Source organism: Acidiphilium cryptum JF-5 (genome assembly GCF_000016725.1).
Classification (GTDB): Bacteria; Pseudomonadota; Alphaproteobacteria; order Acetobacterales; family Acetobacteraceae; genus Acidiphilium; species Acidiphilium multivorum.
This window is the reverse complement of sequence record NC_009484.1, coordinates 2,379,070-2,401,883: the sequence shown is the minus strand read 5'-3', so window position 1 is coordinate 2,401,883 and position 22,814 is coordinate 2,379,070. Positions and strand designations below refer to the sequence as shown.

The following is a 22,814-nucleotide window of genomic DNA, read 5'->3' as shown; positions in this document are numbered from 1 at the left end:
GCGCCGTGCGGCGGCGGGGCGATTGACGCGCCCGCCGCGATCGGACAGGTTTCGGGCGAGGAATGTCATGAAACCTGCTCCATTCGATTACGTCCGTGCCGGGTCGGTCGCCGAGGCGGTCGGGCTGCTCGCCGCCCATGAGGGGGCGAAGCTCCTCGCCGGCGGGCAGAGCCTGCTGCCGGCGCTGAACTTCCGGCTGTCGGCGCCGGGCCTGCTGGTCGATATCGGCCGGATCGCGGACCTGCGGCGCATCGACGTCACCGCGACGATGCTGCGGATCGGCGCCGGCTGCACCCATGCGACGCTGCTCGACGCACCCGAGATCGCCGCCCATGCGCCGCTGATCGCGACCGCGCTCGCCCATGTCGCGCATCCGGCGATCCGCTCGCGGGGGACGATCGGCGGCAGCCTCGCCAATGCCGATCCGGCGGCGGAACTGCCGGCCTGCATGCTGGCGCTCGATGCGACGATCATCGCCGAGGGGCAGGCGGGCGCGCGGCGGATCGCGGCGGCGGATTTTTTCACCGGCCTGTTCGAAACCGCGCTGGAACCGGGGGAGATTCTGACCGCGGTGGAGATTCCGCTGGTGCCGGGGCGGCGGCATGGCTTCGCGGAGCTGGCGCGGCGGCATGGGGATTACGCGCTGGTCGGGCTTGCCGCCGCGGCGGAAGGGGATGCGGTGCGGCTCGGGTTCTTCGCGGTCGGCCATGCGGCGCTGCGCGCGCCGGCGGCGGAGCGCGCACTCGCGGACGGGGCGGCGGGGATCGAGGCGGCGTGCGCGGCACTCGCCGGGGATTTGCCGCCGCATGCGGACCCGGAGATTTCGGCGCCGGTGCGGCTGCACCTGGCGCGGGTGCTGCTGCGGCGGGTGATGAAGGAATGTCTGGCTCCATGACGGCGATTTCCCTGATCGTGAATGGCGAGCGCGTCGAGGCCGAGGTGCCGGCCCGGCTGCATCTGGCGGATTTCCTGCGCGAGCGGCTCGGCCTGACCGGCACGCATCTCGGCTGCGAGCATGGCGTGTGCGGCGCCTGCACGGTGCGGCTGGACGGGGCGATCGTGCGCGGCTGCCTCGTCCTCGCGGTGCAGGCGGCGGGGTGCGTGGTCGAGACCATCGAGGGGGTGTCGGATTCGGGCGAGCTGGCGGATTTGCAGGAGGCGTTCTGGCGCCGCAACGCGCTGCAATGCGGCTATTGCACGCCGGGGATGATGCTGGCGGCGGCGGATTTCCTCGCCCATGCGCCCGACCCGACCGACCGCGCGGCGATCCGCGCGCATCTTTCGGGCAATTACTGCCGCTGCACCGGATATGAGGCGATCGTCGACGCGGTCGAGGCGACGGCGCGGGCGCGGAGGGCGGCATGAACGGCGCCGACCGGCCGATCGGACGGGCGATGGCGCGGCCGGATGCGCGGCGGCTGACCCAGGGGCGCGGGCTGTTCGCCAGCGATATCGCGCTGCCGCGCATGGTGCATGCGGCGTTCCTGCGATCGCCCTATGCGCATGCCGAGATCAGGGCGATCGACCTGGCGCCGGCGCGGGAGATGCCGGGGGTGGTCGGCGTGTTCGACGCGGCGGCGCTGGAGGGGCGGTGCGCGCCGTGGGTCGGCGTGCTGACGCATCTCAAGGGATTGAAATCGGCGCCGCAATATCCGCTGGCGCGAGGACGGGTCCGGTTCCAGGGCGAGCCGGTGGCGATGGTGGTGGCGGCGAGCCGGGCCGAGGCGGAGGATGCGGCGGAGCGGATTCTCGTGGAGTACGCGCCGCTCGCGCCGGTGGTCGATCCGCTGGCGGCGCTCGCGCCGGGGGCGGCGGCGATCCATCCCGAACTCGGGGATAATCTCGCGTTCGCGCGGACGATCGAGGCGGGCGGCGGGGCGGCGGCGATCGACGCGGCGGCGGAGCGCGTGGCGCTGGAGTTCGATTTCGCCCGGCATACCGGGGTGACGCTGGAGCCGCGCGCGCTGGTGGCGGACTGGAACGAGGGCGAGCAGCGGCTGACCGTGCATCTCGGCACCCAGGTGCCGCACATGTTCCAGACCGTGCTGGCCACATTGCTCGGCCTCGCCGAGCGGCAAATCCGGGTGATCGGGCCGGATGTGGGCGGGTCGTTCGGGATCAAGATCCATGTCTATCCCGACGAGATGGCGGCGGTGGCGGCGAGCCGCATCCTGCGCCGGCCGGTGCGGTTCGTGGCCGACCGGCTGGAGAGTTTCACCGGCGATATCCATGCGCGCGGGCACCGGGTGTCGGCGCGGATCGGGGTGGCGGAAGACGGGCGGATCGAGGGGTTCGCGGTGGACGATCTGACCGGGGTGGGGCCGTATTCGGCCTATCCGCGCACCTCGGCGGTGGAGGCGAACCAGGTGATCAATCTGGTCGGCGGGCCGTATGATTTCGCGCATTACGCGGCGCGGGCGCGGGTGGTGTTCCAGACCAAGGCGATGATGTCGCAATATCGCGCGGTGGGGCATCCGATCGCGACCGCGGTGACGGAGGCGCTGGTGGACGAGGCGGCGCGGCGGCGGGGGATCGACCCGGTCGAGATGCGGCGGCGCAACCTGATCGCCGACGACGCCTATCCCTGCGCCTCGCCGGCGGGGATGAGGTTCGAGGCGCTGTCGCACCATGCCTGTCTCGACGAGCTGGTCCGGCTGATGGACTACGACGCGCTGCGGGCGGAGCAGGCCGGGCTGCGGGCGCGCGGGGTGTGGCGGGGCATCGGGATCGCGAGTTTCATCGAGATCACCAATCCGGGGGCGGCGTTCTACGGCGTCGGCGGGGCGCGGATCGCCGCGCAGGACGGGGCGACGGCGCGGCTCGATGCGGCCGGCGACGTGGTGCTGCATGCCGGCGCCACCGAGCAGGGGCAGGGGACGACGACGATCCTCGCCCAGGTGACGGCCGCGGCGATGGGGGTGGACCCGGCGCGGGTGCTGGTGAAGCTCGGCGATACCGACGCCACACCCTATGGCGGCGGCACCTGGGCCTCGCGCGGGGCGGGGGTGGGCGGCGAGGCGGCGTTTCGCGCCGCATCCGCGCTGCGGGAGAATGTGCTGGCGCTGGCGGCGAGCATCCTGCAGGCCGCCCCGGAGGCGCTCGACATCAGGGATGGCGCGATCGTCGATGCGGCGGGCGGGGCCGAGCGGATGAGCCTCGCCGAGCTGGCGCGCATCGCCCATTTCCGGCCCGACACGTTGCCGCAGGGGGTGGAGCCGGCGCTGGTCGCGAGCCGGCATTACGTGCCGCGGGAGTATCCCTTCGCCTTCACCAACGGGGTGCAGGCGGCGGTGGTGGAGGTGGACGCCGAGACCGGCTTCGTGCGGCTGCTGAAGCATTTCGTGGTCGAGGATTGCGGGACGATCATCAACCCGCTGCTGGTGGACGAGCAGATTCGCGGCGGCGTGGTGCAGGGGCTGGGGGCGGCGCTGTTCGAGGAATGCCGCTACGATTCCGAGGGGCAGATGCTGAACGCGACGATGGCGGATTATCTGGTGCCGATGGCGGCCGAGATGCCGGACATCGTGATCGGCCATGTCTGCACGCCGACGCGGGAAAGCCATATCGGCGCCAAGGGCGTGGGCGAGGCCGGCACGGCGGCGGCGGCGGCGGCGGTGCTGAACGCGGTGAACGACGCGCTCGCACCGCGAGGCGCGCGGATCACGGCGCTGCCGATCACGCCCGCGCGCGTGCTGGAAGCCCTCGGCATCGGCTGACGCGGAGGGCGCCGGCCGCGGTCAGCGGCCGGTCAGGATCTGACGCGGTCAGCGGCCGGTGAGGATCTGACGCGGTCAGCGGCCGGTCAGGATCTGACGCGGTCAGCTTCCGGTGAGGATCTGACGCGGTCAGCGGCCGGTCAGGATCCGTTCGATGAGCTGCTTCACCGTCGGGATGAAGCCGTTGGAATAGAACGGATCGGTCGCGAAGCGGTAGCCGTTGTGGCCGCTGAACATCAGGTTGTGGTCGACCGAATCGGGGTCGTTATGGGTGTGGGCGATGTCCTGCAGGGTCTTCTGGATGCAGAAGCTGCGCGGGTCGGCCTTCTTGCCGGTGGAGAAATCGGGCTCTTCCTGCGACCAGTTGGAGAAGCGGCACTGCGAGAGGCAGCCCATGCAGTTCACCTGGTCGAGCCGGATTTCCTCGGCGGTTTCGGGGGTTTCGAAGACGAGGGTGGAATCCGGGGTGCGCATCGCCTCGGTGAAGCCCTCGCGCTCCCAGGCGTGGACGTCCTTGAGGTCGGCCGGGGTGAGCCAGACCGGGCGCTTGCGCGGGCCGACGCCGTATTCCTCGGTATGCTCGCCGACCGGCTCGGTGGTGTAGGCGACCTGCCGCTCGTTGCGGGCGCGCAGGCCCTGGATGAAGCCGTTGTTCACCGCGCTGGAATAGAAGCCGGTGGGCGAGAAGCGGTTGAGGAAGACGTCGCCCTGCTTGAGGGTGAGGAGCTTCTGCTTCCAGACGTCGCTGATCGGGCTTTCCCTGGTCAGCAGTGGTCGGGTGCCGAACTGAAAGGCGACGGGGCCGAGATCCGGATTGTCGATCCAGTCCTCCCATTCCTCGAGCCACCAGACGCCGCCGGCCATGATGATCGGCGTCTCGCCGAGGCCGAACTCGCGCATCTGCCGGCGCAGCGCGATGACGCGGGGCAGCGGGCTTTCGGGCCTGGTCGGGTCTTCGGAGTTGGACAGGCCGTTATGGCCGCCGGCGAGCCAGGGGTCTTCGTAGACGACGCCGCCGAGCAGTTCCTGCGCCTTGTGGTAGGCGCGGCGCCAGAGCGCGTTGAAGGCACGGGCGGAGGAGACGATCGGATAGTAGTGGATGTTGAATTTCGAGGCGATTTCCGAGAGCCGGTAGGGCATGCCGGCGCCGCAGGTGATGCCGTTCACGAGGCCTTTCGCGCCTTCGAGGATGCCGGTGATGACGCGCTCGGCGCCGCCCATCTCCCAGAGGATGTTGGCGTGGATGCGCCCCTGGCCGCCCGATTCCTCGTGCGCGCGCCGGGCCTGGGCGATGCCGCCCTCGATCGCGAAGGCCACGAGCTCCTCGTGGCGGGCGCGCCGCGTGGTGCCGTGATAGACCTGCGGGACCGGACGGCCGGAGTCGTCGTAGCTGTCGGCATTGACGGCGCTGAACGTGCCGACGCCGCCCGAGGCGGCCCAGCTTCCGGCCGAAAGTCCGTTGGAGACCGCCACACCCTTGCCGCCTTCGACCAGCGGGAGAACATCGACGCCGCCCATCCTGATCGCGTTGATCGTCTTCATCGTCTCGATAACCTGTTCATCGCCTGCGCGATGCCATCCTGAGTTTCACTGCCGCCCGCCGTCCATCGTCGCGCGCCGCCCCGTGCCGGGCCGGCCGTGGGCGAGGATCGGGTGTCGGGCGGGGGGTGCCGCCGAAACGCCGATCCGGCTTGCTGGGCCGGCTTGCGGTGCCGCATCGCGAACGCCTGCACCGTCCGGATACGAATTCATATCATCATTCGGATGCACGAGAAACCGCCGCGTGAGACGCCGATACACGAAACCGTCATGCACCGTCCACAAAATCCGCACGCGCCGCGCGCCAGCGCTGCCAGCCCGCCGCGCGCAGCTCGCAGGCCGGGCAGGTGCCGCAGCCATAGCCCCAGTCGTGCAGCGTGGCGCGCTCGCCGCGATAGCAGCTGTGGCTGCCGGTCCGCAGCGCCTCGACCAGCGCAGCGCCGCCGAGTTCGGCGGCGAGCTCCCAGGTGGCGGCCTTGTCGCGATACATCAGCGGCGTCTCGACCGTGACGGCGCGGTCGAGGCCGAGCGAGAGGGCGAGCTGCATCGCCTGCATCGTCGTGTTCCGGCAGTCGGGGTAGCCGGAATAGTCGGTCTCGCACATGCCGCCGACCAGCGCGCCGATGCCGCGGCGATAGGCGAGGGCGGCGGCATAGGTGAGGAAGAGCAGGTTGCGGCCGGGGACGAAGGTGTTGGGCAGGCCGGCCTCGGTGGTCTCGATCTCGATCTCGGCGGTCATCGCGGTGGCGCCGAGGGTGGCCAGCGCGGCGCTGATGTCGAGCATCGTGTCGGCGCCGAGTGTGGCGCGCCAGGGGCGCAGGCCGGCGATGGCGGCGCGCAGCGGGGCGCGGCACTCCAGCTCGACCGCGTGGCGCTGGCCGTAGAAGAAGCCGATCGTCTCGACCCGGTCGTAGCGGTCGAGCGCCCAGGCGAGGCAGGTGCCGCTGTCCTGGCCGCCGGAAAAGAGGACGAGGGCCGCGCCGGATGCGGCGGGAGGGGAGGTGGTCATGGCCGGAACATGCCGGGCGGGCCGGCCGCGATCAAGCGCGATCGGGGGCGTAGATCCGCGCCCTTGCGGCGGGGCGGCGCGGATGCGATTCTATGCGGCATGGATCTCGACTTCACCGAAACCGAAATCGCCCGGTATTCGCGCCACATCCTGCTGCGCGAGGTGGGCGGCACCGGGCAGGCGCGGCTGCGCGCGGCCTCGGTGCTGATCGTCGGCGCGGGCGGGCTCGGCTCGCCGGCGGCACTTTATCTCGCGGCCGCCGGCGTCGGGCGGATTTCCATCGTCGATGACGACGTGCTGGAACTCTCCAACCTGCAGCGGCAGATCGCGCACGGGGTGGCGTTTCTCGGCGCGCCGAAGGTGGAGAGCGCGGCGGCGGCGATGCGCGGGCTGAACCCGGAGGTGAGCGTCAACCCGGTCCGCGCCCGGCTGGACGCGGGGAATGTCGGCGCGCTGGTCGCCGCGCACGACATCGTGCTCGACGGGACCGACAATTTCGCGACCCGCTTCCTCGTCGCCGATGCCTGTGTCGCGGCGCGGCGGACGCTGGTTTCGGCGGCGGTGCTGCGCTTCGAGGGGCAGCTTTCCACCTTCAAGCCGCATGCGGGGCCGGATTGCCCCTGCTATCGGTGCCTCTATCCCGAGGCGCCGCCGGCGGGCATGGTGCCGACCTGTTCGGAGGCCGGGGTGCTCGGCCCGGTGACGGGGGTGATGGGCACGTTGCAGGCGACGGAGGCGATGAAGGAGATTCTCGGCATCGGCACCTCGCTGGCCGGGCGGCTGCTGCTGTGGGACGCGCTGGATGCGCGGTTCCGCACGATCACGATCCCCCGCGTGCCGGACTGTGCCGCCTGTGCGGGCGTCTAGCCGCCTCGCCCGGCTCGGGCTGGTCGTCGTGGCGCTGGCGCTCGGCGCGTGGCACGCGCCGAAGGTCGGGCCGGGACCGGGGCCGGGCAAGGGGTCGGCCACCGGCTGGCCGGTGCCGCGCTTCGAGAGTTTCCGCTCCAGGGAAATCTACATGCGGGCGGGGCCGGGCTTCCAGTATCCGATCATCTGGGTCTATCACCGGCTCGACCTGCCGGTGGAGGTGACCGGGGAATTCAATGTCTGGCGCCACGTCGTCGCGCCGGATGGCGGCGACGGGTGGGTGCACGAGGCGCTGCTGCACGGCCTGCGCAGCTTCATCGTCATCGGCGGCCGGCACACGCTGCGCGCGGGGCCGCACAAGGATGCGGCGCCGGTCGCCTATCTCGACAAGGGCGTGATCGGCGTGATCCGGCGCTGCAAGGCGGGGGCGGCGTGGTGCCAGGTGGAGGTCGATCACCGCGCGGGGTGGCTCCGGCGCGACCAGTTCTGGGGCTCGTTCGCCGGCGAGGCGATAAAATAGCCCTTCGACGTGGGTTTTCCACAGAAAACTGCAAGGCAGAACTCAACTAGATGTTGAGTGAGGCCGGTCGCTCGGCTACAGAATGTTGTAGCACATGAGAGGGACAGGACAGGCCATGGAATGGACCGACGAGATCATTGCCCGCCTCCGCCAGCTCTGGGACGAAGGGCTTTCGACCGCCGAAATCGGGCGACGGCTGAACATTTCCAAGAATTCGGTGGTCGGCAAGGCGCACCGGCTTGATCTGCCGGCCCGTCCCTCGCCGATCCGGCGCGACATCAGCGGCGCGCGGCCGTCGCGCCCCGCGCCGGCGCGGGTGACCGGGCCGACCCTGCCTTCGCTGGCGATCGCGGCGGAGCCGGTTCCGGTGATGCCGCACGTGACGGCGGCGCCGGCGGGCGGGGCTTCGACGGTTGCGGCGGTGCGGACGGCGCCGCCGCGCCCGACCCTGGTGGCATCGCGTCCGGCGGCGCCGCCGCGGGCGGTGGCCCGGGTGCCGGCCTGCTGCTGGCCGATCGGCGAACCCGGAACGCCGAGCTTCCGGTTCTGCGGCGATCCCGCGATGAACGGCAAGCCCTACTGCCAGCCGCATGCCGAGATCGCCTATGTGCGGGTGCGCGACCGCCGCGAGGACGTCGCCTGAGGTGTTTTGCCGCCGGAGATGAATTCCGGGCTTGCATGTCCGGCCCGCTTCACGCAGTGTTTGTCCTGCCCGCGCCGCGGGCATGAGGCACGCGCCTTCGGTCTGCTGTCTTGCGCCCCTGGCGGGCGTGCTGCGCTGCCGATCGTCGGTCGCAAGTGACGGGTCGACAGGAGCAGCGTCCGAAAATGAGCGAAGCCTACAAGAGCGCCCCCAACACCGGCGAGGCCGAGAGGCTGGCCAGGCGCGCTTCCGCGCTCGACGCCGATGCGGTGCGGGCTGCGTATCGGCGTTGGGCCGGGATCTACGACGGCGTGTTCGGCGCGGTTTCGGCGCCGGCCCGCCGCGCCGCGGTGGACGCGGTGAACAGGGCGCCGGGCACCGAGGTGCTGGAGGTGGGCGTGGGCACGGGCCTCGCGCTGCCGCACTACCGGCCGGAGAAGCGGATCACCGGCATCGACCTCTCGACCGACATGCTGGACCGCGCGCGGGCGCGGGTGAAGCGCGAAGGGCTGCGGAATGTCGAGCAGCTGCTGGAACTCGACGCCGAGGCGACCGGGTTCGAGGACGGGCGGTTCGACATCGCGGTGGCGATGTTCGTCGCCTCCGTGGTGCCGAATCCGCGCCGCCTGGCGGCGGAACTCCGCCGTGTGGTCCGGCCGGGCGGGCTGATCCTGTTCGTCAACCATTTCGCCGCCGAGTCGGGCCCGATGGTGTGGATCGAGCGGGCGCTGGCGCCGGCCTCGCGGGCGCTGGGCTGGCACCCCGATTTCGCGATCGAGCGGCTGATACCCGCCGACCAGCGGGGGCGGCTGAGTGTGGCGCGGATGCGACCCTTCGGGCTTTTCAGGCTGATTTCGTTCCCCAATCCGCGGGGCGAGGGGAACCAGCCCGCTTTGTGACATCAGGTCTCTTGATCGAGGGGTGGGCCTGTTATATCCAGTTTGTTGAATGCGCGTGAAAGGGGCGTAATCGGCCCCGGCTGCGCTGTGACGTATTTTTATTTCAACTGACTTCGACGGCCGCGCCGAACGCGGTCCGAGTACACGGAACTGGCGGAGCTGATGAAACGATCCAACAAATATCTGTTCCTGGGCCTGGTCGGCTTCGCGGTTCTCGCCGCGGGCGCGCCGATGGCGCTTGCCGCCGCGAAGAATGCCGTCGGGTTTCCGGTGCATGCGCCGACGCCGTGGGAATGGTGGTTCCAGCCCGCCGCCAGCCCGATCCAGAAGAGCATCGACTGGCTCATGCAGTTCGTGCTCTGGATCATGGCGGGCGTGGTCGGGCTGGTGGGCCTGCTGCTGGCCATCGTGATCATCCGCTTCCGCGCCTCGAAGCACCCGGTGGCGACGACCACGACGCACAACACGCTGATCGAGGTGATCTGGACGGTGGTGCCGGCGTTGCTGCTGGTCGTGATCTTCGTGCCGTCGCTGAACCTGATCTACGAACAGTCGAACTACACGCACCGCTACATGACCGTGAAGGTCACCGGGCACCAGTGGTATTGGGAATACGACTATCCCGCCGCCAAGGGGGTCGATTTCACCTCGTACCCGATCCCCGACAACCAGATCAAACCCGGGCAGATCGCGCGGCTTTCGGCGGATCACCCGCTGGTGCTGCCGGCGAACGAGAAGATCGTCTTCAAGATCACCAGCGCCGACGTGCTGCACTCGTTCTTCATTCCCTCGCTCGGCGTGCAGCGCTACGCCATTCCCGGCCAGTACTGGCACCAGTGGACCAAGATCGACGCGCCGGGCATCTATTACGGCGAGTGCAACCAGATCTGCGGCATGAACCACGACAACATGCCGATCGAGATCGTCGCGCTTCCGCTGAAGCAGTTCAAGGCGTGGCTGGCCGAGGCGAAGGCCGACGCCGCGCAGGGCAATGTGCCGCCCGTGCGCAAATACGAGGTGCTGGCCATGGCCGATGCGGCGAAGAAGGCCGCATCGCGCGCGCAGGGGCACATCGCCCTGGCCAGCGCAACCACCGATGAAACGACGCGTTAATCTGTAGTCGGCGATCATCAGGAGCATATGACAATGTCCGCGACCGCACTGCACGATGCCCATGGCGAACATGCCCACCACCAGCCGGGATTCTTCCGGCGCTGGGTGATGAGCACGAACCACAAGGATATCGGCACGCTCTACATCACCTGGGCGATCATCGCCGCGATCGAGGGCGGCGTGCTCTCGATGATCATGCGCGCGCAGCTGGCCCATCCGAACAACACGATCATCACCTCGGGCCAGACCTGGAACGCGATCGTGACCGCGCACGGCCTGCTGATGATCTTCTTCTTCGTCATGCCCGCGCTGATCGGCGGTTTCGGCAACTGGATGGTGCCGATGATGATCGGCGCGCCGGACATGGCGTTCCCGCGCCTGAACAATATGAGCTTCTGGTTCCTGTTCATGGCGTTCATCTTCGTCAACCTGGGCCTGCTGGTCGGCGCCGGCTCCGGCGTGGGCTGGACGCTGTATCCGCCGCTGTCGGACATCACCTACCAGCCCGGGGTGGCCGTCGACTTCACGCTGTTCTCGCTGCATCTGGCCGGCATTTCCTCGCTGCTCGGCGCGATCAACTTCATCGCGACGATCCTGAACATGCGCGCGCCCGGCATGACGATGCACAAGATGCCGCTGTTCGTGTGGTCGATCCTGGTGACGGCGTTCCTGCTGCTGCTGGCCATTCCGGTGCTGGCCGGCGCGATCACCATGCTCATCATGGACCGCAATTTCGGCACCTCGTTCTTCGAGCCGGCGGGCGGCGGCGATCCGGTGCTGTTCCAGCACCTGTTCTGGTTCTTCGGCCATCCCGAAGTGTACATCATGATCCTGCCGGCCTTCGGCGTGATCAGCCACGTGGTCTCGACCTTCTCGAAGAAGCCGATCTTCGGCTATCTCGGCATGGTCTACGCGATGGTGGCGATCGGGTTCGTCGGCTTCGTGGTCTGGGCGCACCACATGTTCGTCTCGGGCATCTCGGTGGACAGCAAGGTCTATTTCGAGGCCGCGACCCTGGTGATCGCGGTGCCGACCGGCGTGAAGGTGTTCTCGTGGATCGCCACGATGTGGGGCGGGTCGATCGAGCTGAAGACGCCGATGCTGTGGGCGATCGGGTTCATCTTCATGTTCGTGCTCGGCGGCGCCACGGGCGTGGTGCTGGCGAATGCCGGCCTCGATACCGAGCTGCACAACACTTATTTCGTGATCGCCCACTTCCATTACGTGCTGTCGATGGGCTCGGTGTTCGCGATCTTTGCCGGCTTCTACTACTGGATCGGCAAGATGTATGGCCAGCCCTATCCCGAGGGCGCGGCGAAGCTGCATTTCTGGCTGTTCTTCATCGGGGTGAACCTGACCTTCTTCCCGCAGCACTTCCTCGGCCTCGCCGGCATGCCGCGCCGCTACCCGGACTATCCGGTGGCGTTCGCGGGGTGGAACTACGTCTCCTCCGTGGGGGCGCTGATCTCCGGCATCAGCACGCTGGTGTTCTTCTACATCCTCTTCAAGATCTTCACCGGGCGGCAGCAGCTGGCCGCCAACTACTGGGGTGAGGGCGCGACGACCCTCGAGTGGACGGTTCCCTCGCCGGCGCCGCACCACACCTTCGAGGATGTTCCGGTAATCCGCTGACGCGCGGGTTGCCACTGACGAAAGCGGGCGGGTGATGGTTCTCTCCGGCGGGGAGAACCATCCTCGTTCCCGCAAGGCAAAATCCGGATGCGAATATTCGCGCCGGCTGGATTGATGGAATGAGCGATACGATCCTGCGCACCTCTGCCACCGCTGTCCCCGATACGGCGCTGCTCGACCAGTCGCTGCTCGGCGCGACGGCCGGCGACTGGCTCGCCCTGCTCAAGCCGCGGGTGCTCTACCTCGTGGTCTATACGGGCGCGGCCGGATTGCTCGTGGCGCCGGGCGGGATCAATCCCATCCTCGGCTTTACCGCGATTCTCTGCATCGCCATGGCCGCCGGCGCGGCGGGGGCGATCAACATGTGGTATGATCGCGACATCGATGCCGTGATGCGGCGGACCGCCGGCCGGCCGATCCCGACCGGGCGGATTTCGCCGGATGGCGCGCTGGCCTACGGCGTTGCGCTTTCCGCATTGTCGGTGCTGTTGATGTGGCTCGCCACGAACCTGCTGGCCGCCGGGCTGCTGGCCGCCTCGATCGGGTTCTACGTGTTCATCTACACGATGTGGCTGAAGCGGCGGACGCCGCAGAATATCGTGATCGGGGGCGCGGCGGGGGCGTTTCCGCCGGTCATCGGCTGGGCCGCCGCGACCGGGCATGTCGGATTGCTGCCGGTGCTGCTGTTCGCGATCATCTTCTTCTGGACGCCGCCGCATTTCTGGGCCCTGTCGCTCTTCGCGTCGGCCGATTACCAGAAGGCGGGCGTGCCGATGCTGCCGGTGGTGGCCGGCCAGAAGGCCACGCGCCTCGCGGTGATGCGCTACACGCTGTGGCTGGTGCCGCTCTCGCTGCTGCCCTACGTGCTGCACCTCGCGGGCCCGGTCTACGGCGCGAGCGCCATGGTGCTGGGCCTCGCGTTCGTGTGGTATTCCTGGCGGGTGCTGCGCGACCGGCAGGATGGAAATGGCGTCAGCCTGACGCGGGACGCGCCGGCGAAGGCGGCGTTCAAGTTCTCGATTCTGTACCTTTTCCTGATCTTCGGCGCGCTCGTTCTGGACCATCTGGTATGACCGGGGTGGAACGGGCCAGCAGCAAGGACTGGAGCCGGGAGGAGCGGGCGGAATTCATCCGCCGGCGGCGGGGGCGGAACTGGGCGCTGCTCGCGGCGCTCGTCGCGCTCTGCGGCCTCATCTACGCGATTGCCGTCGTCAAGCTTTATCATGCCGGGCATATGTGGTGAAACGAATCATGGCCTTAGCGGCCGGCTTCTATCGGGAGAGAGTGTCTTATGAGTGCTGAGAGTCATACCGCCGAAGGGCAGATCGCGGGGCACGTGCCGCACCCGTATCACCTGGTAGAACCCAGCGTGTGGCCGCTGACGGGGGCGATGTCCGCCATCCTGATCGCGACCGGCATCATCTTCGTCGCGCATTTCAACGATTACTGGTTCCTCATTGCCGGCTTCATCGGCGCGGTCAGCACCATGTTCGTCTGGTGGCGCGACGTGGTGCGCGAAAGCCGCACGCCCGGCCTGCACAAGCTCGTCACCCAGATCGGGCTGCGCTACGGCATGGCGCTGTTCATCTCTTCCGAGGTGATGTTCTTCGTCTCCTTCTTCTGGGCCTATTTCAACTTCTTCTTCTTCCCGGCGCACCAGGGCTACATGCACCAGCCGGTCTGGCCGCCGGCGCATATCACCACGATCGACCCGTTCGCGGTGCCGCTGTTCAACACGATGGTGCTGCTGCTCTCCGGCACGACGATCACCTGGGCGCACCACGCGCTGATCGAGGGGGACCGCCGCGGGCTGATCCAGGGCCTCGGCTGCACCATCATTCTCGGCCTCGCCTTCCTCTGCGGCCAGACCTACGAATACACGCACTCGCCGTTCAACTTCTATCATGGCGGCATCTTCCCGTCGGTGTTCTTCATCGCGACCGGGTTCCATGGGTTCCACGTGATCGTCGGCACCAGCTTCCTGATCGTGAACTTCTTCCGCGCGCTGAAGAACCAGTTCACCCAGAAGCGGCATTTCGGCTTCGAGGCCGCCGCCTGGTACTGGCACTTCGTCGACGTGGTGTGGCTGTTCCTGTTCGTCTGCATCTACTACTTCGGCCGCAGCGCCATCACCGCCGCCTGACCGCATGACCGATCAGGCCTTGCCGCGCTCGCGCTGGCGGCGCCTGATCGGGATGGGGGCGATCAGCCTGTTCATGCTGGTCGCCCTGATCGCCCTCGGCGTCTGGCAGGTCCACCGGTGGCACTACAAGGACCGGATCCAGCGCGAGATTCATGCCGCCCAGCTACGGCCGCCGGTTCCGCTCTCCGCAAAACCCTCGCCTTATGAAAAGGTGGCGCTGACCGGGACCTGGGTTTCCGGCAAGGCGGCGTTCTATGGCGACCAGATCCGCAATTCGCCGACCGGCCCGCTGCGGGGCGGTCAACTGATCGTGCCGTTCCGCCGCGCGGACGGCGGCGTGGTGCTGGTCGATCTCGGCTGGGTGCGGGGACGGGTGCCGAAGCCGGTGCCCTTGCCCGCGGGGCCGGCGGTGGTTTCGGGCTATGTCCAGGCGCCGCAGAAATTCGGGCCGTTCGCCCCAAGCCCCGATCTGGCCCGGCTGATTTTCTACAAGCTCGATCCGCGGGCGATCGGGGCCGCTCTCGGGTTTGCGGATGCCGCGCCGTTCACCCTGGTGATGCTGGGGCCGAAGCCGGTCGCGGGCGGGCCGATCCCGGCGCCGAGCCTGCCGACGCCGCCGAACAATTCCGAGCAATACGCGCTCACCTGGTTCGGCCTCGCGCTGGTCGTCGTGCTCGAATATATCTTCTACGTGCGAAAAGTGATTCTGGAGACCGCGTGAACGATCTGGGCACCGACATCCCGGCAACCGCGTATCGGCGACTGGTGTCGCGGTTCGAGCGGCTGGCGATCATCGACGAGGCCAGCGCGATGCTGGGCTGGGACCAGGCGGCGGTGATGCCGGAAGGCGGCGCCGCGGCGCGGGGCGACCAGCTGGCGACGCTCGCCGGCGTCGCCCATGGGATGCTGGCGGCGCCGGAGGTCGAGGAGGATCTCGCCGCCGCCGAAATCGCGCCGCCCGCCGATCCGGTCGAGCGGCGCAATCTCGCGCTGATGCGGCGGGCGTATCGGCGGGCGACGGCGGTGCCGGCCGATCTGGTCGAGGCCGTGGCCCGCGAAAGCGCGGCCTGCGAGACGGTGTGGCGCGGGGCGCGGCGGGATGCCGATTTCGCCGCCGTCCGCCCGAGGCTGGAGGTGCTGCTCGGGCTGATCCGCGAACAGGCGGCGGCACTCGGCGCGACGCTCGGCCTCTCGCCCTACGATGCGCTGATCGATTCCTACCAGCCGGGAATCACCGCGGCCGAAATCGACCCGGTGTTCGACCGCTACGAGGCGTTCCTGCGGGACCATCTCGCCACCGTCGAGGCGCGGCAGGCGGGGCGGATGGCTGGCCTGCCGGGCACGCCGCCCTTCGCCGAGGCGGCGCAGGAGGCGCTGTGCCGCCGCCTCGCCGAGCGCGTCGGGCTCGATTTCCGGGGTGCGCGGCTGGACCGCTCGCTGCACCCGTTCTGCGGCGGCACGCCGACCGACATCCGGATCACCACGCGGTATGACGAGGCGGATTTCGCCTCCGCCCTGATGGGCGTGCTGCATGAATCCGGCCACGGGCTGTACGAGGCCGGATTGCCGCGCGCGCGCGCGCGCCAGCCCGTCGGCGCGGCGGCCGGCATGGCGGTGCATGAAAGCCAGTCGCTGATCGTGGAATTGCAGGCGGCGCGATCCGATCCGTTCCTGCGCTGGCTCGGCCCGCAACTCGCCGCCGCCTTCGGCCAGCCGCCGGCGGATTTCGCGCCGGACCGGCTGGCGGCGCGGCTGCGGCGGGTCGAGCGGAGTTTCATCCGCGTCGAGGCGGACGAGGTGACCTACCCGGCGCATGTGATTCTCCGCTTCCGGCTGGAGGCGGCGATGGTGGCCGGCGACCTCGCGGTTGCCGACCTGCCGGCGGCCTGGAACGACGGGATGCGCGCGCTGCTCGGCATCGTGCCGCCGGACGACGCCAGGGGCTGCCTGCAGGACATTCACTGGTACGCGGGGCTGTTCGGCTATTTTCCGTCCTACACGCTTGGCGCGATGGCCGCGGCGCAGCTGATGCAGGCGGCGCGGCGGGCGCGGCCGGACATCGACGCCGCCCTGGCGGAGGGCGATTTTGCCCCGCTGCGGGACTGGCTGCGCGCCAATGTCCACGGTCACGGCGCGCGCTATGGGTTCAACGAACTGTTGGTCGAGGCGACCGGCAAGCCGCTCGACCCCGCTTCGTTCGAGGCGCATCTGCGGGCGCGTTACCTGGCCTGAGGCCGCCCGCCGCCGGGCGGGTCAGGCGGCGACGCGCTTGAGGCCGGCCTTGAGCGAACGGCGGGAGGTCGCGAGATGAACCGCCATGGCAAGCTCGGCCTTTTCCATCGCACCGGACCGCAGGGCGATGAGCACCGTCATGTGTTCGGCGATGGCGACGCGGGTGCGTTCGACCTCGTAGTTCCGGTCCCACTGGTAGTGGTAATGGAACAGGAAGGACACGATGTCGAAGAAATCGTAGGCGAAGCGGTTGTTCAGGAAGCCGATGATCCAGAGATGGAAATCCCGGTCCAGCGCCGCGAACTCGGTGTAGCGCCTTGCGATTGCCGCCTCGATGTCGCGGTGGCGGGCGATCATCGCATCCGCCGCCTCGGTGAGGGCGGCGCTGCCGGCGCGGGGCATGCGCGCCAGGGCGGCCATTTCGATCAGTTCGCGCATGTCGGCCACCTCGGCGGCGAAACCGTCATGGAATTCCCGCAGGATCCAGCCGCCGCGCGGCTGCTTGGCGATGAGCCCGAAGCGGGAGAAGCCGATCAGGAATTCGCGGACGGAAACGGTGCTGGCATTGCTGTCGCGCGCCAGCTCGGCTTCGGAGAAGGTGTGCCCGGGCCGCCAGTCGCCAAGGAGCACGCGCTGCATGAAGACGCGTTCGATCTGCTCCTGCGGACCGTCGGTTTCCGACTCGGTGTAATAGTCCGCGCGTTCCGGGCGGCGCACGATCCGCAGGCCGGCCGGGCCGCGCTCCAGGATGCCGCTCCCGATCATGGTTTCGATGGCGGCGCGCACCGTGGTGCGGCTCACCCCGAACTGGCGGGCGAGCGCGCTGTCCGACCCGAGTGCGGCTGACTCCTCCGGAAGATCCTTGATGTAGTCGAGTAGGGCGTTGCTCGTTCGTTTCAGCAACGTATTCGGCTTTGCCATCCGTTCTGCCCGGCGCTTCCTCTTGATTGTCGGGCCGGCGGTCGAACCGCCGGCCTAGTCGGTTTGCAATATTTATTGTGCGGCGAGCTTTGCCGCGTTGGCAAGCCCTGATTCGTAGATCCCGGAAATCGCCTTGATCGCGGCGGCGTTGTCCTCGCCCTTCTTCGGATGGGCGGAGAGATCGAGGCGGCGGAAATGGCCGCTCCAGACGAGGCGGGTCTCGTTGGCGCCGAGCCGGTGCACCGAAATCGTCGAGACATAGTCGCGCACCGGCAGGATCTTCATGTTGTTGGCGGTGTGCTGGATTTCATAGGTGTAGGTCATGTGCCGGGCGTCATACCGGATGAGCTGTTCGGTCAGCACCGGCCCGCCGAGATCGAGATGGCGCACCGAGCCGGGGTGGTTGCCCTTGTCGGCCTTGCTGGTCTTGACGGCGGGAACCCAGGTCAGCTTGCCGAAATCATGCACGATCGACCACACCTTCGCGGCCGGCGCCTTGATGACGACGCTTTTCGTCACGTGCAGCACGGGGGCTTTCGCCTGGGCGGGAGCGACGGCGGCGAGCAGGGTCAGCGGCAGCGCGACGAGAACGGCGCGGCGCAAGATCGGTGCTTTCAAGTGTTCCTCCTGTTGACGGTCCGGTGAAGCCGGTCCTATGCGTTTACATGCATGGATCGCTCTATGCCATAGTTTTGCGTGCGTATGAAAATTTAGCGGGCACGGGCTTCTGGGCGAACGTCGTTCGGACGAGGCTGCCCTGACGAGGCCGGTTCAGGATGACCCTCGATCAGTTGCGGATCTTCATCGCGGTCGCCGAACGCGAGCATGTGACACGGGCCGCCGAGGCGCTGGGGCTCACCCAGTCCGCCGCCTCGGGGGCGGTGGCGGCACTGGAGCGTGAATTCGGCACCAGGCTGTTCCACCGGGTCGGCCGCGGCATCGCGCTGACCGAGGCGGGCCGCGTGTTCTTCACCGAGGCGCGGGCGATCCTGAACCGGACGGAGCAGGCGGCGCTGACGATGCGCGAGATCGCCGGCCTCGCGCGCGGGCGGCTGGCGATCAAGGCCAGCCAGACCATCGCCAACCACTTCCTGCCGCTGCGCCTCGTCGCCTTCCGGCAGGCCTATCCGGGCATCGGGCTCGCGGTCTCGATCGGCAATTCGGCCGAGGTGGCGCGCGCGATCCTGGAAGGGGATGTCGAGCTCGGCTTCGTCGAGGGGCCGGGCGATACGCTGATCCAGCCGCGGCTCGCCGCCGAGCCGATCGCGCAGGACCGGCTGGTCATGGTGGTCGCCCCCGGTCATCCCTGGGCGAAGCGGCGCGCGCTGCGGCCGGCGGAGCTCGCCTCCGGCAGCTGGGTGCTGCGCGAGGACGGGTCGGGGACGCGGGCGGTGCTCTTCGAGGCGCTGGCGGGGCTCGGGATCGACCATGCGGCGGTCGATGTCGCGATCGAGCTGCCGGCGAACAATTCGGTGCTGACGGCGGTGAGCGGCGGCGCCGGGGCGACGATCCTCTCCGAGCTGGTCTGCGCCGATGCGCTGGCCGCGGGCAAGGTGGTGGAGGTGCCGGTGAAGCTGCCGCGGCGGACCTATTTCGCGGTCCAGCACCAGGACCGCACGCGCACCAGGGCCGCGGCGGCGCTGCTCGCCCTGCTGCGCGAGTCCCCGCCGGAGGACGGCCACGGCTGACGCCGCGGCCGCCGGGGGGATCAGGCGGCGTCCAGATCCTTCATGGTCTGCACGACGCGGCTGACCATGCCGTAGGCGATCGCCTCCTCCGCGCCCATCCAGTAGTTGCGGTCGGTGTCCTTCTCGACGCGGGCATAGTCCTGCCCGGTCTCGCGGGCGATGATGCGGTTGATCCGCTCGCGCATCTTGATGATCTCGCGGGCCTCGATGTCGATATCGGTCGCCGGGCCGCGCACGCCGCCCATCGGCTGGTGCAGCAGGAAGCGCGTGTTGGGCAGGCAGAAGCGGCGGTCCTTGTGGCCGGCGAGGTAGATCAGCGCGCCGGCGCTGGCGACCCAGCCGGTGCCGATCATCCGCACCGGCGCGGTGGCGTCGACGAAGCGGATCACGTCATGGATCGTGTCGCCGCTCTCGACATGGCCGCCCGGCGAGTTGACGAAGACGTCGATCGGCTCGTCGCTCGCGCCGGCGAGGGCGAGGAGCTGGCCGGTGACGGCGCGGGCGATGCGGTCGTGGATCTCGCCGAAGATCAGCACCTTGCGCTGCTTGAACAGACGGTTTTCGAGTTCGGGCCCGACCTTGCCGGCCTTGGCGGCCTCGGGCGCCTCCTTCTCGGGGGCGTCCTCGTCATCGGCGCGGGGGGCGAGCCTGTTGCTCATGTCGCTTGTCATGCCTACTCCTCAGAACCAGTCGCACTATTGTGGGGTATGCGGGTCCCCCTGTCGAGACGATCGGGCGCGCATGGGTGCCGTCTTGACAGCGCGGCCCGCGCATGGTGCGAGATTGCGGGACCGTTATCACATCTGTGGCATAATTGCTGCTTTGAATGGTGCGGTGCGACACAATATTTCGGACGCCGGGGCGCACGATCGTTGCGCGGTGTTGAACGAAGGGATGGATATGATGCGTCTTGCGGTGTTGAAAGAGCGTCTGCCGGGCGAGACCCGCGTCGCCGCGGTGCCGGATTCGATCAAGAAGCTGAAGGCCCTCGGGCTCGACGTGGTGATCGAGGCGGGGGCCGGCGAGCGGGCCTCGGTCTCCGACGCGGCGCTGCGCGAGGCCGGCGCGGAGATCGCGCCGGATGCGGCCTCGGCACTGAAGGGGGCCGGCATCGTGTTCACGGTGCAGCCGCCCGGGGACGAGATTCTGGCGCAGATCGAGCGCGGCGCGCTGCTGGTCGGCACGCTCGGCGCGATGGGGAACCAGGAGCGGGTGCAGGCCTATGCCAAGGCCGGGATCGACGCCTGCTCGATGGAGCTGCTGCCGCGCATCACCCGCGCGCAGTCGATGGACGTGCTGTCGAGCCAGGCGAATCTCGCCGGCTATCGCGCCGTGATCGAGGCGGCGGAGGCGTTTCCGCGCGGCTTCGCGATGATGATGACGGCGGCCGGCACCGTGCCGCCGGCGCGCGTGTTCGTGGTCGGCGCCGGGGTTGCCGGGCTGCAGGCGATCGCCACCGCCCGCCGGCTCGGCGCCATCGTCTCGGCGACCGACGTGCGGCCGGCGGCGAAGGAGGAGATCAAGTCGCTCGGCGCGACCTTCGTCGGCGTCGAGGACGAGGAGAGCAAGGCGCAGACCGGCGCCTACGCGAAGGAGATGAGTGCGGAGTTCCGCGCCAAGCAGGCGGCGCTGATCGCCGAGACGGTGGCGAAGAACGACATCGTCATCTGCACCGCGCTGGTGATGGGGCGCAAGGCGCCGACCATCGTCACCGCCGACGCGGTGGCGAAGATGCGGATGGGCAGCGTGATCGTCGATATCGCGGCGGATGCCGGCGGCAACTGCGAGGCGACGGTGCCGGGCGAGCGGATCGTGACGGAGAACGGCGTGATCGTGCTCGGGCACAGGAACTGGCCGTCGCGCATCGGCGTCGCCGCCAGCACGCTCTATGCGCGCAACCTCTCGACCTTCCTCACCGGGTTCTGGGACAAGGAGGCCGGGCGGCCGAAACTGCCCGCCGACGACGATATCGTGAAGGGCGTCCTGCTCACGCGGGATGGCGCCGTCGTTCATCCGAACTTCCAGCCGCAAGCAGCTGCCTAGGAGCCACATCATGACCCCTGCACAACTCGCGGACCAGGCCGACGCGCTCGCGCACAAGGCCACCGTGCTGGCGCAGAACGCCGCCGGCTTCGCCGCCCAGGCGGCGGCGCACGCGCCGCACGGCGCCCCGCTGATCGACCTGTTCGCCATTTTCGTGATGGCGGTGTTCGTCGGCTATTACGTGATCTGGAGCGTGACCCCGGCCCTGCACTCGCCGCTGCTGGCGGTGACCAACGCCATCTCGTCGGTGATCATCGTCGGCGCGATGCTCGCGACCGGGCTGAAGGGCGGCTATGCCGCGCACGCCTTCGGCTTCATCGCGGTGCTGCTGGCCAGCGTGAACATCGTGGGCGGCTTCCTCGTGACCCAGCGCATGCTGGCCATGTTCAAGAAAAAAGCGAAGTAAGGGCGGCGCGACAATGAATTACGCATCCGATCCGGGGATCACGCTCGCCTATCTGGTGGCGGCCGTCCTGTTCATCCTGGCCCTGCGCGGGCTTTCGCATCCCGAGACCGCGCGGCGCGGCAACCTGCTCGGCATGGCCGGCATGGCGATCGCCGCGCTGGCGACGCTGGCGCATCCGGCGATGCTGCTCTCGGGCGTGGGGCTCATCGTGCTCGGCGTCGTCATCGGCGGCGCGATCGGCGCGGTGGTGGCGCGGCGGGTCAACATGACCGCGCTGCCGCAGCTCGTCGCCGCGTTCCACTCGCTGGTGGGGCTTGCCGCGGTGTTCGTCGCCGCCTCGGCGCTGAACGCGCCGCAGAGCTTCGGCATCGGCACGCCGGGGCACCTGCATCTCGAAAGCCTGATCGAGATGTCGCTCGGCCTGTCGATCGGCGCCATCACCTTCACCGGCGCGGTCATCGCCTTCGCCAAGCTGCAGGCGCTGATGAGCGGCGCGCCGATCAACTTCCCCGGCCAGCACAAGCTCAATCTCGGCCTCGGCATCCTGCTCGTGGTGCTGATCATCGCCTTCGTCGCCTCGGGCGGCTCGCAGGTGCTGTTCTGGATCATCGCGGCCCTCGCGCTCGCGCTTGGCGTGCTGCTGATCATCCCGATCGGCGGTGCGGACATGCCGGTGGTGATCTCGATGCTGAACTCCTATTCCGGCTGGGCGGCGGCGGGCATCGGCTTCACCATCAGCAACATCGCGCTGATCGTGACCGGCGCGCTGGTCGGCTCGTCGGGTGCGATTCTCTCCTACATCATGTGCAAGGGGATGAACCGCTCGATCCTCAACGTGCTGCTCGGCGGCTTCGGCACCGATGCCGCCGCCGCGGCCGGCCCCGCGGGGGCCGCCGGCGACAAGGCGGTGAAGATCGGCTCGGCCGAGGATGCGAGCTTCATCATGAGCAACGCCTCGAAGGTGATCATCGTGCCGGGCTACGGCATGGCGGTGGCCCAGGCGCAGCACGCGGTGCGCGAGATGTCCGACCTGCTGAAGGAGGCGGGCGTCGAGGTGAAATACGCGATCCATCCGGTCGCCGGCCGCATGCCGGGGCACATGAACGTGCTGCTCGCCGAGGCGCAGGTGCCGTATGACGAGGTGTTCGAACTCGAGGAGATCAACAACGAGTTCTCGACCGCCGACGTGGTCTACGTGATCGGCGCGAACGACGTGACCAACCCGGCGGCGAAGACCAATTCGTCGAGCCCGATCTACGGCATGCCGATCCTCGAGGTCGACAAGGCGAAGACGGTGCTGTTCGTCAAGCGCTCGATGGCCTCGGGCTATGCCGGCGTGGAGAACGAGCTGTTCTTCCGCGACAACACGATGATGCTGTTCGGCGACGCGAAGAAGATGACCGAGGAGATCGTGCAGTCGCTCGGCAAGTAAGCCGGGCGAAC

The 22,814-nt window shown here is 68.8% G+C and carries 24 protein-coding genes; 18 read left to right on the top strand and 6 right to left on the bottom strand.

The features are described 5' to 3' along the window. Nucleotides 1-67 precede the first annotated feature (67 nt). From ACRY_RS13380 to ACRY_RS13370, 3 genes are read left to right on the top strand one after another with little or no spacing between them, the layout of a single operon-like run. Nucleotides 68-895, top strand: a complete 828-nt coding sequence (locus ACRY_RS13380; RefSeq protein ID WP_012039857.1) for an FAD binding domain-containing protein — start codon at nt 68-70, stop codon at nt 893-895. Next, nucleotides 892-1,365: a (2Fe-2S)-binding protein gene (locus ACRY_RS13375; protein ID WP_007423178.1), complete on the top strand. Its 474-nt coding sequence runs from the start codon at nt 892-894 to the stop codon at nt 1,363-1,365. Before ACRY_RS13380 ends, ACRY_RS13375 begins: the two co-directional genes overlap by 4 nt. Then, the gene (locus ACRY_RS13370) at nt 1,362-3,716 is read left to right on the top strand and encodes a xanthine dehydrogenase family protein molybdopterin-binding subunit (RefSeq protein WP_012039855.1); all 2,355 of its coding nucleotides are present in this window, start codon (nt 1,362-1,364) and stop codon (nt 3,714-3,716) included. Before ACRY_RS13375 ends, ACRY_RS13370 begins: the two co-directional genes overlap by 4 nt. A 129-nt stretch (nt 3,717-3,845) precedes the next feature. Here the strand turns inward: ACRY_RS13370 and ACRY_RS13365 are convergent, their stop codons facing one another. The 3 genes from ACRY_RS13365 to queC are packed head-to-tail and all read right to left on the bottom strand — an operon-like array spanning nt 3,846 to nt 6,264. Continuing rightward, nucleotides 3,846-5,258, bottom strand: a complete 1,413-nt coding sequence (locus ACRY_RS13365) for an NAD(P)H-dependent flavin oxidoreductase (protein WP_007423180.1) — start codon at nt 5,256-5,258, stop codon at nt 3,846-3,848. A 45-nt stretch (nt 5,259-5,303) separates the two neighbouring features. Beyond that, a complete protein-coding gene (locus ACRY_RS19720) occupies nt 5,304-5,468 on the bottom strand; it encodes a hypothetical protein (protein WP_155856372.1) in 165 nt (54 codons plus the stop codon). Nucleotides 5,469-5,523: 55 nt separating this feature from the next. Further along, the gene (queC, locus tag ACRY_RS13360; RefSeq protein WP_035186750.1) at nt 5,524-6,264 is read right to left on the bottom strand and encodes a 7-cyano-7-deazaguanine synthase QueC; all 741 of its coding nucleotides are present in this window, start codon (nt 6,262-6,264) and stop codon (nt 5,524-5,526) included. Between the two features lie 99 nt (nt 6,265-6,363). Here queC and ACRY_RS13355 point away from each other — a divergent pair, with 99 nt between their 5' ends. From ACRY_RS13355 to ACRY_RS13310, 11 genes are all read left to right on the top strand, one after another. After that, entirely contained in the window at nt 6,364-7,131 is a 768-nt protein-coding gene (locus tag ACRY_RS13355; protein WP_007423182.1) for a HesA/MoeB/ThiF family protein, read from the top strand. Beyond that, nucleotides 7,118-7,651 carry an SH3 domain-containing protein gene (locus tag ACRY_RS13350; RefSeq protein ID WP_012039854.1) on the top strand — a complete coding sequence of 178 codons (534 nt, stop codon included), beginning with the start codon at nt 7,118-7,120 and terminating at the stop codon, nt 7,649-7,651. Before ACRY_RS13355 ends, ACRY_RS13350 begins: the two co-directional genes overlap by 14 nt. Before the next feature lie 115 nt (nt 7,652-7,766). Next, nucleotides 7,767-8,294: a GcrA family cell cycle regulator gene (locus tag ACRY_RS13345; RefSeq protein ID WP_012039853.1), complete on the top strand. Its 528-nt coding sequence runs from the start codon at nt 7,767-7,769 to the stop codon at nt 8,292-8,294. A 185-nt stretch (nt 8,295-8,479) separates the two neighbouring features. Beyond that, nucleotides 8,480-9,193 carry a class I SAM-dependent methyltransferase gene (locus tag ACRY_RS13340; RefSeq protein ID WP_007421649.1) on the top strand — a complete coding sequence of 238 codons (714 nt, stop codon included), beginning with the start codon at nt 8,480-8,482 and terminating at the stop codon, nt 9,191-9,193. A 162-nt stretch (nt 9,194-9,355) separates the two neighbouring features. Then, nucleotides 9,356-10,306, top strand: a complete 951-nt coding sequence (gene coxB, locus ACRY_RS13335; protein ID WP_007421648.1) for a cytochrome c oxidase subunit II — start codon at nt 9,356-9,358, stop codon at nt 10,304-10,306. 33 nt (nt 10,307-10,339) lie between these two features. Then, nucleotides 10,340-11,938, top strand: coding sequence for a cytochrome c oxidase subunit I (ctaD, locus tag ACRY_RS13330; protein WP_007421647.1), 1,599 nt, complete (start codon nt 10,340-10,342; stop codon nt 11,936-11,938). A 119-nt stretch (nt 11,939-12,057) separates the two neighbouring features. Further along, complete coding sequence (locus ACRY_RS13325) at nt 12,058-13,011, top strand: heme o synthase (protein WP_012039852.1); 954 nt, start codon at nt 12,058-12,060, stop codon at nt 13,009-13,011. Next, complete coding sequence (locus ACRY_RS19945) at nt 13,008-13,181, top strand: hypothetical protein (protein ID WP_013640576.1); 174 nt, start codon at nt 13,008-13,010, stop codon at nt 13,179-13,181. Before ACRY_RS13325 ends, ACRY_RS19945 begins: the two co-directional genes overlap by 4 nt. Before the next feature lie 48 nt (nt 13,182-13,229). Then, nucleotides 13,230-14,081 (top strand): cytochrome c oxidase subunit 3, encoded by an 852-nt coding sequence (locus ACRY_RS13320; protein ID WP_007421645.1) that lies wholly within the window; start codon nt 13,230-13,232, stop codon nt 14,079-14,081. A 4-nt stretch (nt 14,082-14,085) separates the two neighbouring features. Continuing rightward, nucleotides 14,086-14,802, top strand: a complete 717-nt coding sequence (locus ACRY_RS13315) for an SURF1 family protein (protein ID WP_012039851.1) — start codon at nt 14,086-14,088, stop codon at nt 14,800-14,802. Further along, complete coding sequence (locus ACRY_RS13310) at nt 14,799-16,313, top strand: carboxypeptidase M32 (RefSeq protein WP_012039850.1); 1,515 nt, start codon at nt 14,799-14,801, stop codon at nt 16,311-16,313. The genes ACRY_RS13315 and ACRY_RS13310 overlap by 4 nt, the downstream gene beginning before the upstream one ends. Nucleotides 16,314-16,334: 21 nt before the next feature. Here ACRY_RS13310 and ACRY_RS13305 read toward each other — a convergent pair whose 3' ends face one another. Then, nucleotides 16,335-17,234, bottom strand: a complete 900-nt coding sequence (locus tag ACRY_RS13305) for a GntR family transcriptional regulator (protein ID WP_012039849.1) — start codon at nt 17,232-17,234, stop codon at nt 16,335-16,337. Nucleotides 17,235-17,306: 72 nt separating this feature from the next. After that, a complete protein-coding gene (locus tag ACRY_RS13300) occupies nt 17,307-17,852 on the bottom strand; it encodes an SRPBCC family protein (RefSeq protein WP_012039848.1) in 546 nt (181 codons plus the stop codon). A gap of 158 nt (nt 17,853-18,010) precedes the next feature. Here ACRY_RS13300 and ACRY_RS13295 point away from each other — a divergent pair, with 158 nt between their 5' ends. Further along, on the top strand, nt 18,011-18,922 hold the full coding sequence (locus ACRY_RS13295) for a LysR family transcriptional regulator (RefSeq protein WP_007421694.1): 912 nt from the start codon (nt 18,011-18,013) through the stop codon (nt 18,920-18,922). Nucleotides 18,923-18,942: 20 nt separating this feature from the next. Here ACRY_RS13295 and ACRY_RS13290 read toward each other — a convergent pair whose 3' ends face one another. Beyond that, nucleotides 18,943-19,593 carry an ATP-dependent Clp protease proteolytic subunit gene (locus ACRY_RS13290; RefSeq protein WP_012039847.1) on the bottom strand — a complete coding sequence of 217 codons (651 nt, stop codon included), beginning with the start codon at nt 19,591-19,593 and terminating at the stop codon, nt 18,943-18,945. Nucleotides 19,594-19,822: 229 nt separating this feature from the next. Between ACRY_RS13290 and ACRY_RS13285 the strand changes: the two genes are divergently transcribed. Genes ACRY_RS13285 through ACRY_RS13275 form a run of 3 tightly spaced genes read left to right on the top strand, consistent with a single transcriptional unit; the run spans nt 19,823 to nt 22,803 of the window. Beyond that, nucleotides 19,823-20,965 carry a Re/Si-specific NAD(P)(+) transhydrogenase subunit alpha gene (locus ACRY_RS13285; protein ID WP_007421696.1) on the top strand — a complete coding sequence of 381 codons (1,143 nt, stop codon included), beginning with the start codon at nt 19,823-19,825 and terminating at the stop codon, nt 20,963-20,965. Nucleotides 20,966-20,975: 10 nt separating this feature from the next. Continuing rightward, nucleotides 20,976-21,371, top strand: a complete 396-nt coding sequence (locus tag ACRY_RS13280) for an NAD(P) transhydrogenase subunit alpha (RefSeq protein WP_007421697.1) — start codon at nt 20,976-20,978, stop codon at nt 21,369-21,371. Between the two features lie 13 nt (nt 21,372-21,384). After that, nucleotides 21,385-22,803 carry an NAD(P)(+) transhydrogenase (Re/Si-specific) subunit beta gene (locus ACRY_RS13275; RefSeq protein WP_007421698.1) on the top strand — a complete coding sequence of 473 codons (1,419 nt, stop codon included), beginning with the start codon at nt 21,385-21,387 and terminating at the stop codon, nt 22,801-22,803. The last annotated feature ends 11 nt before the right edge of the window (nt 22,804-22,814 follow it).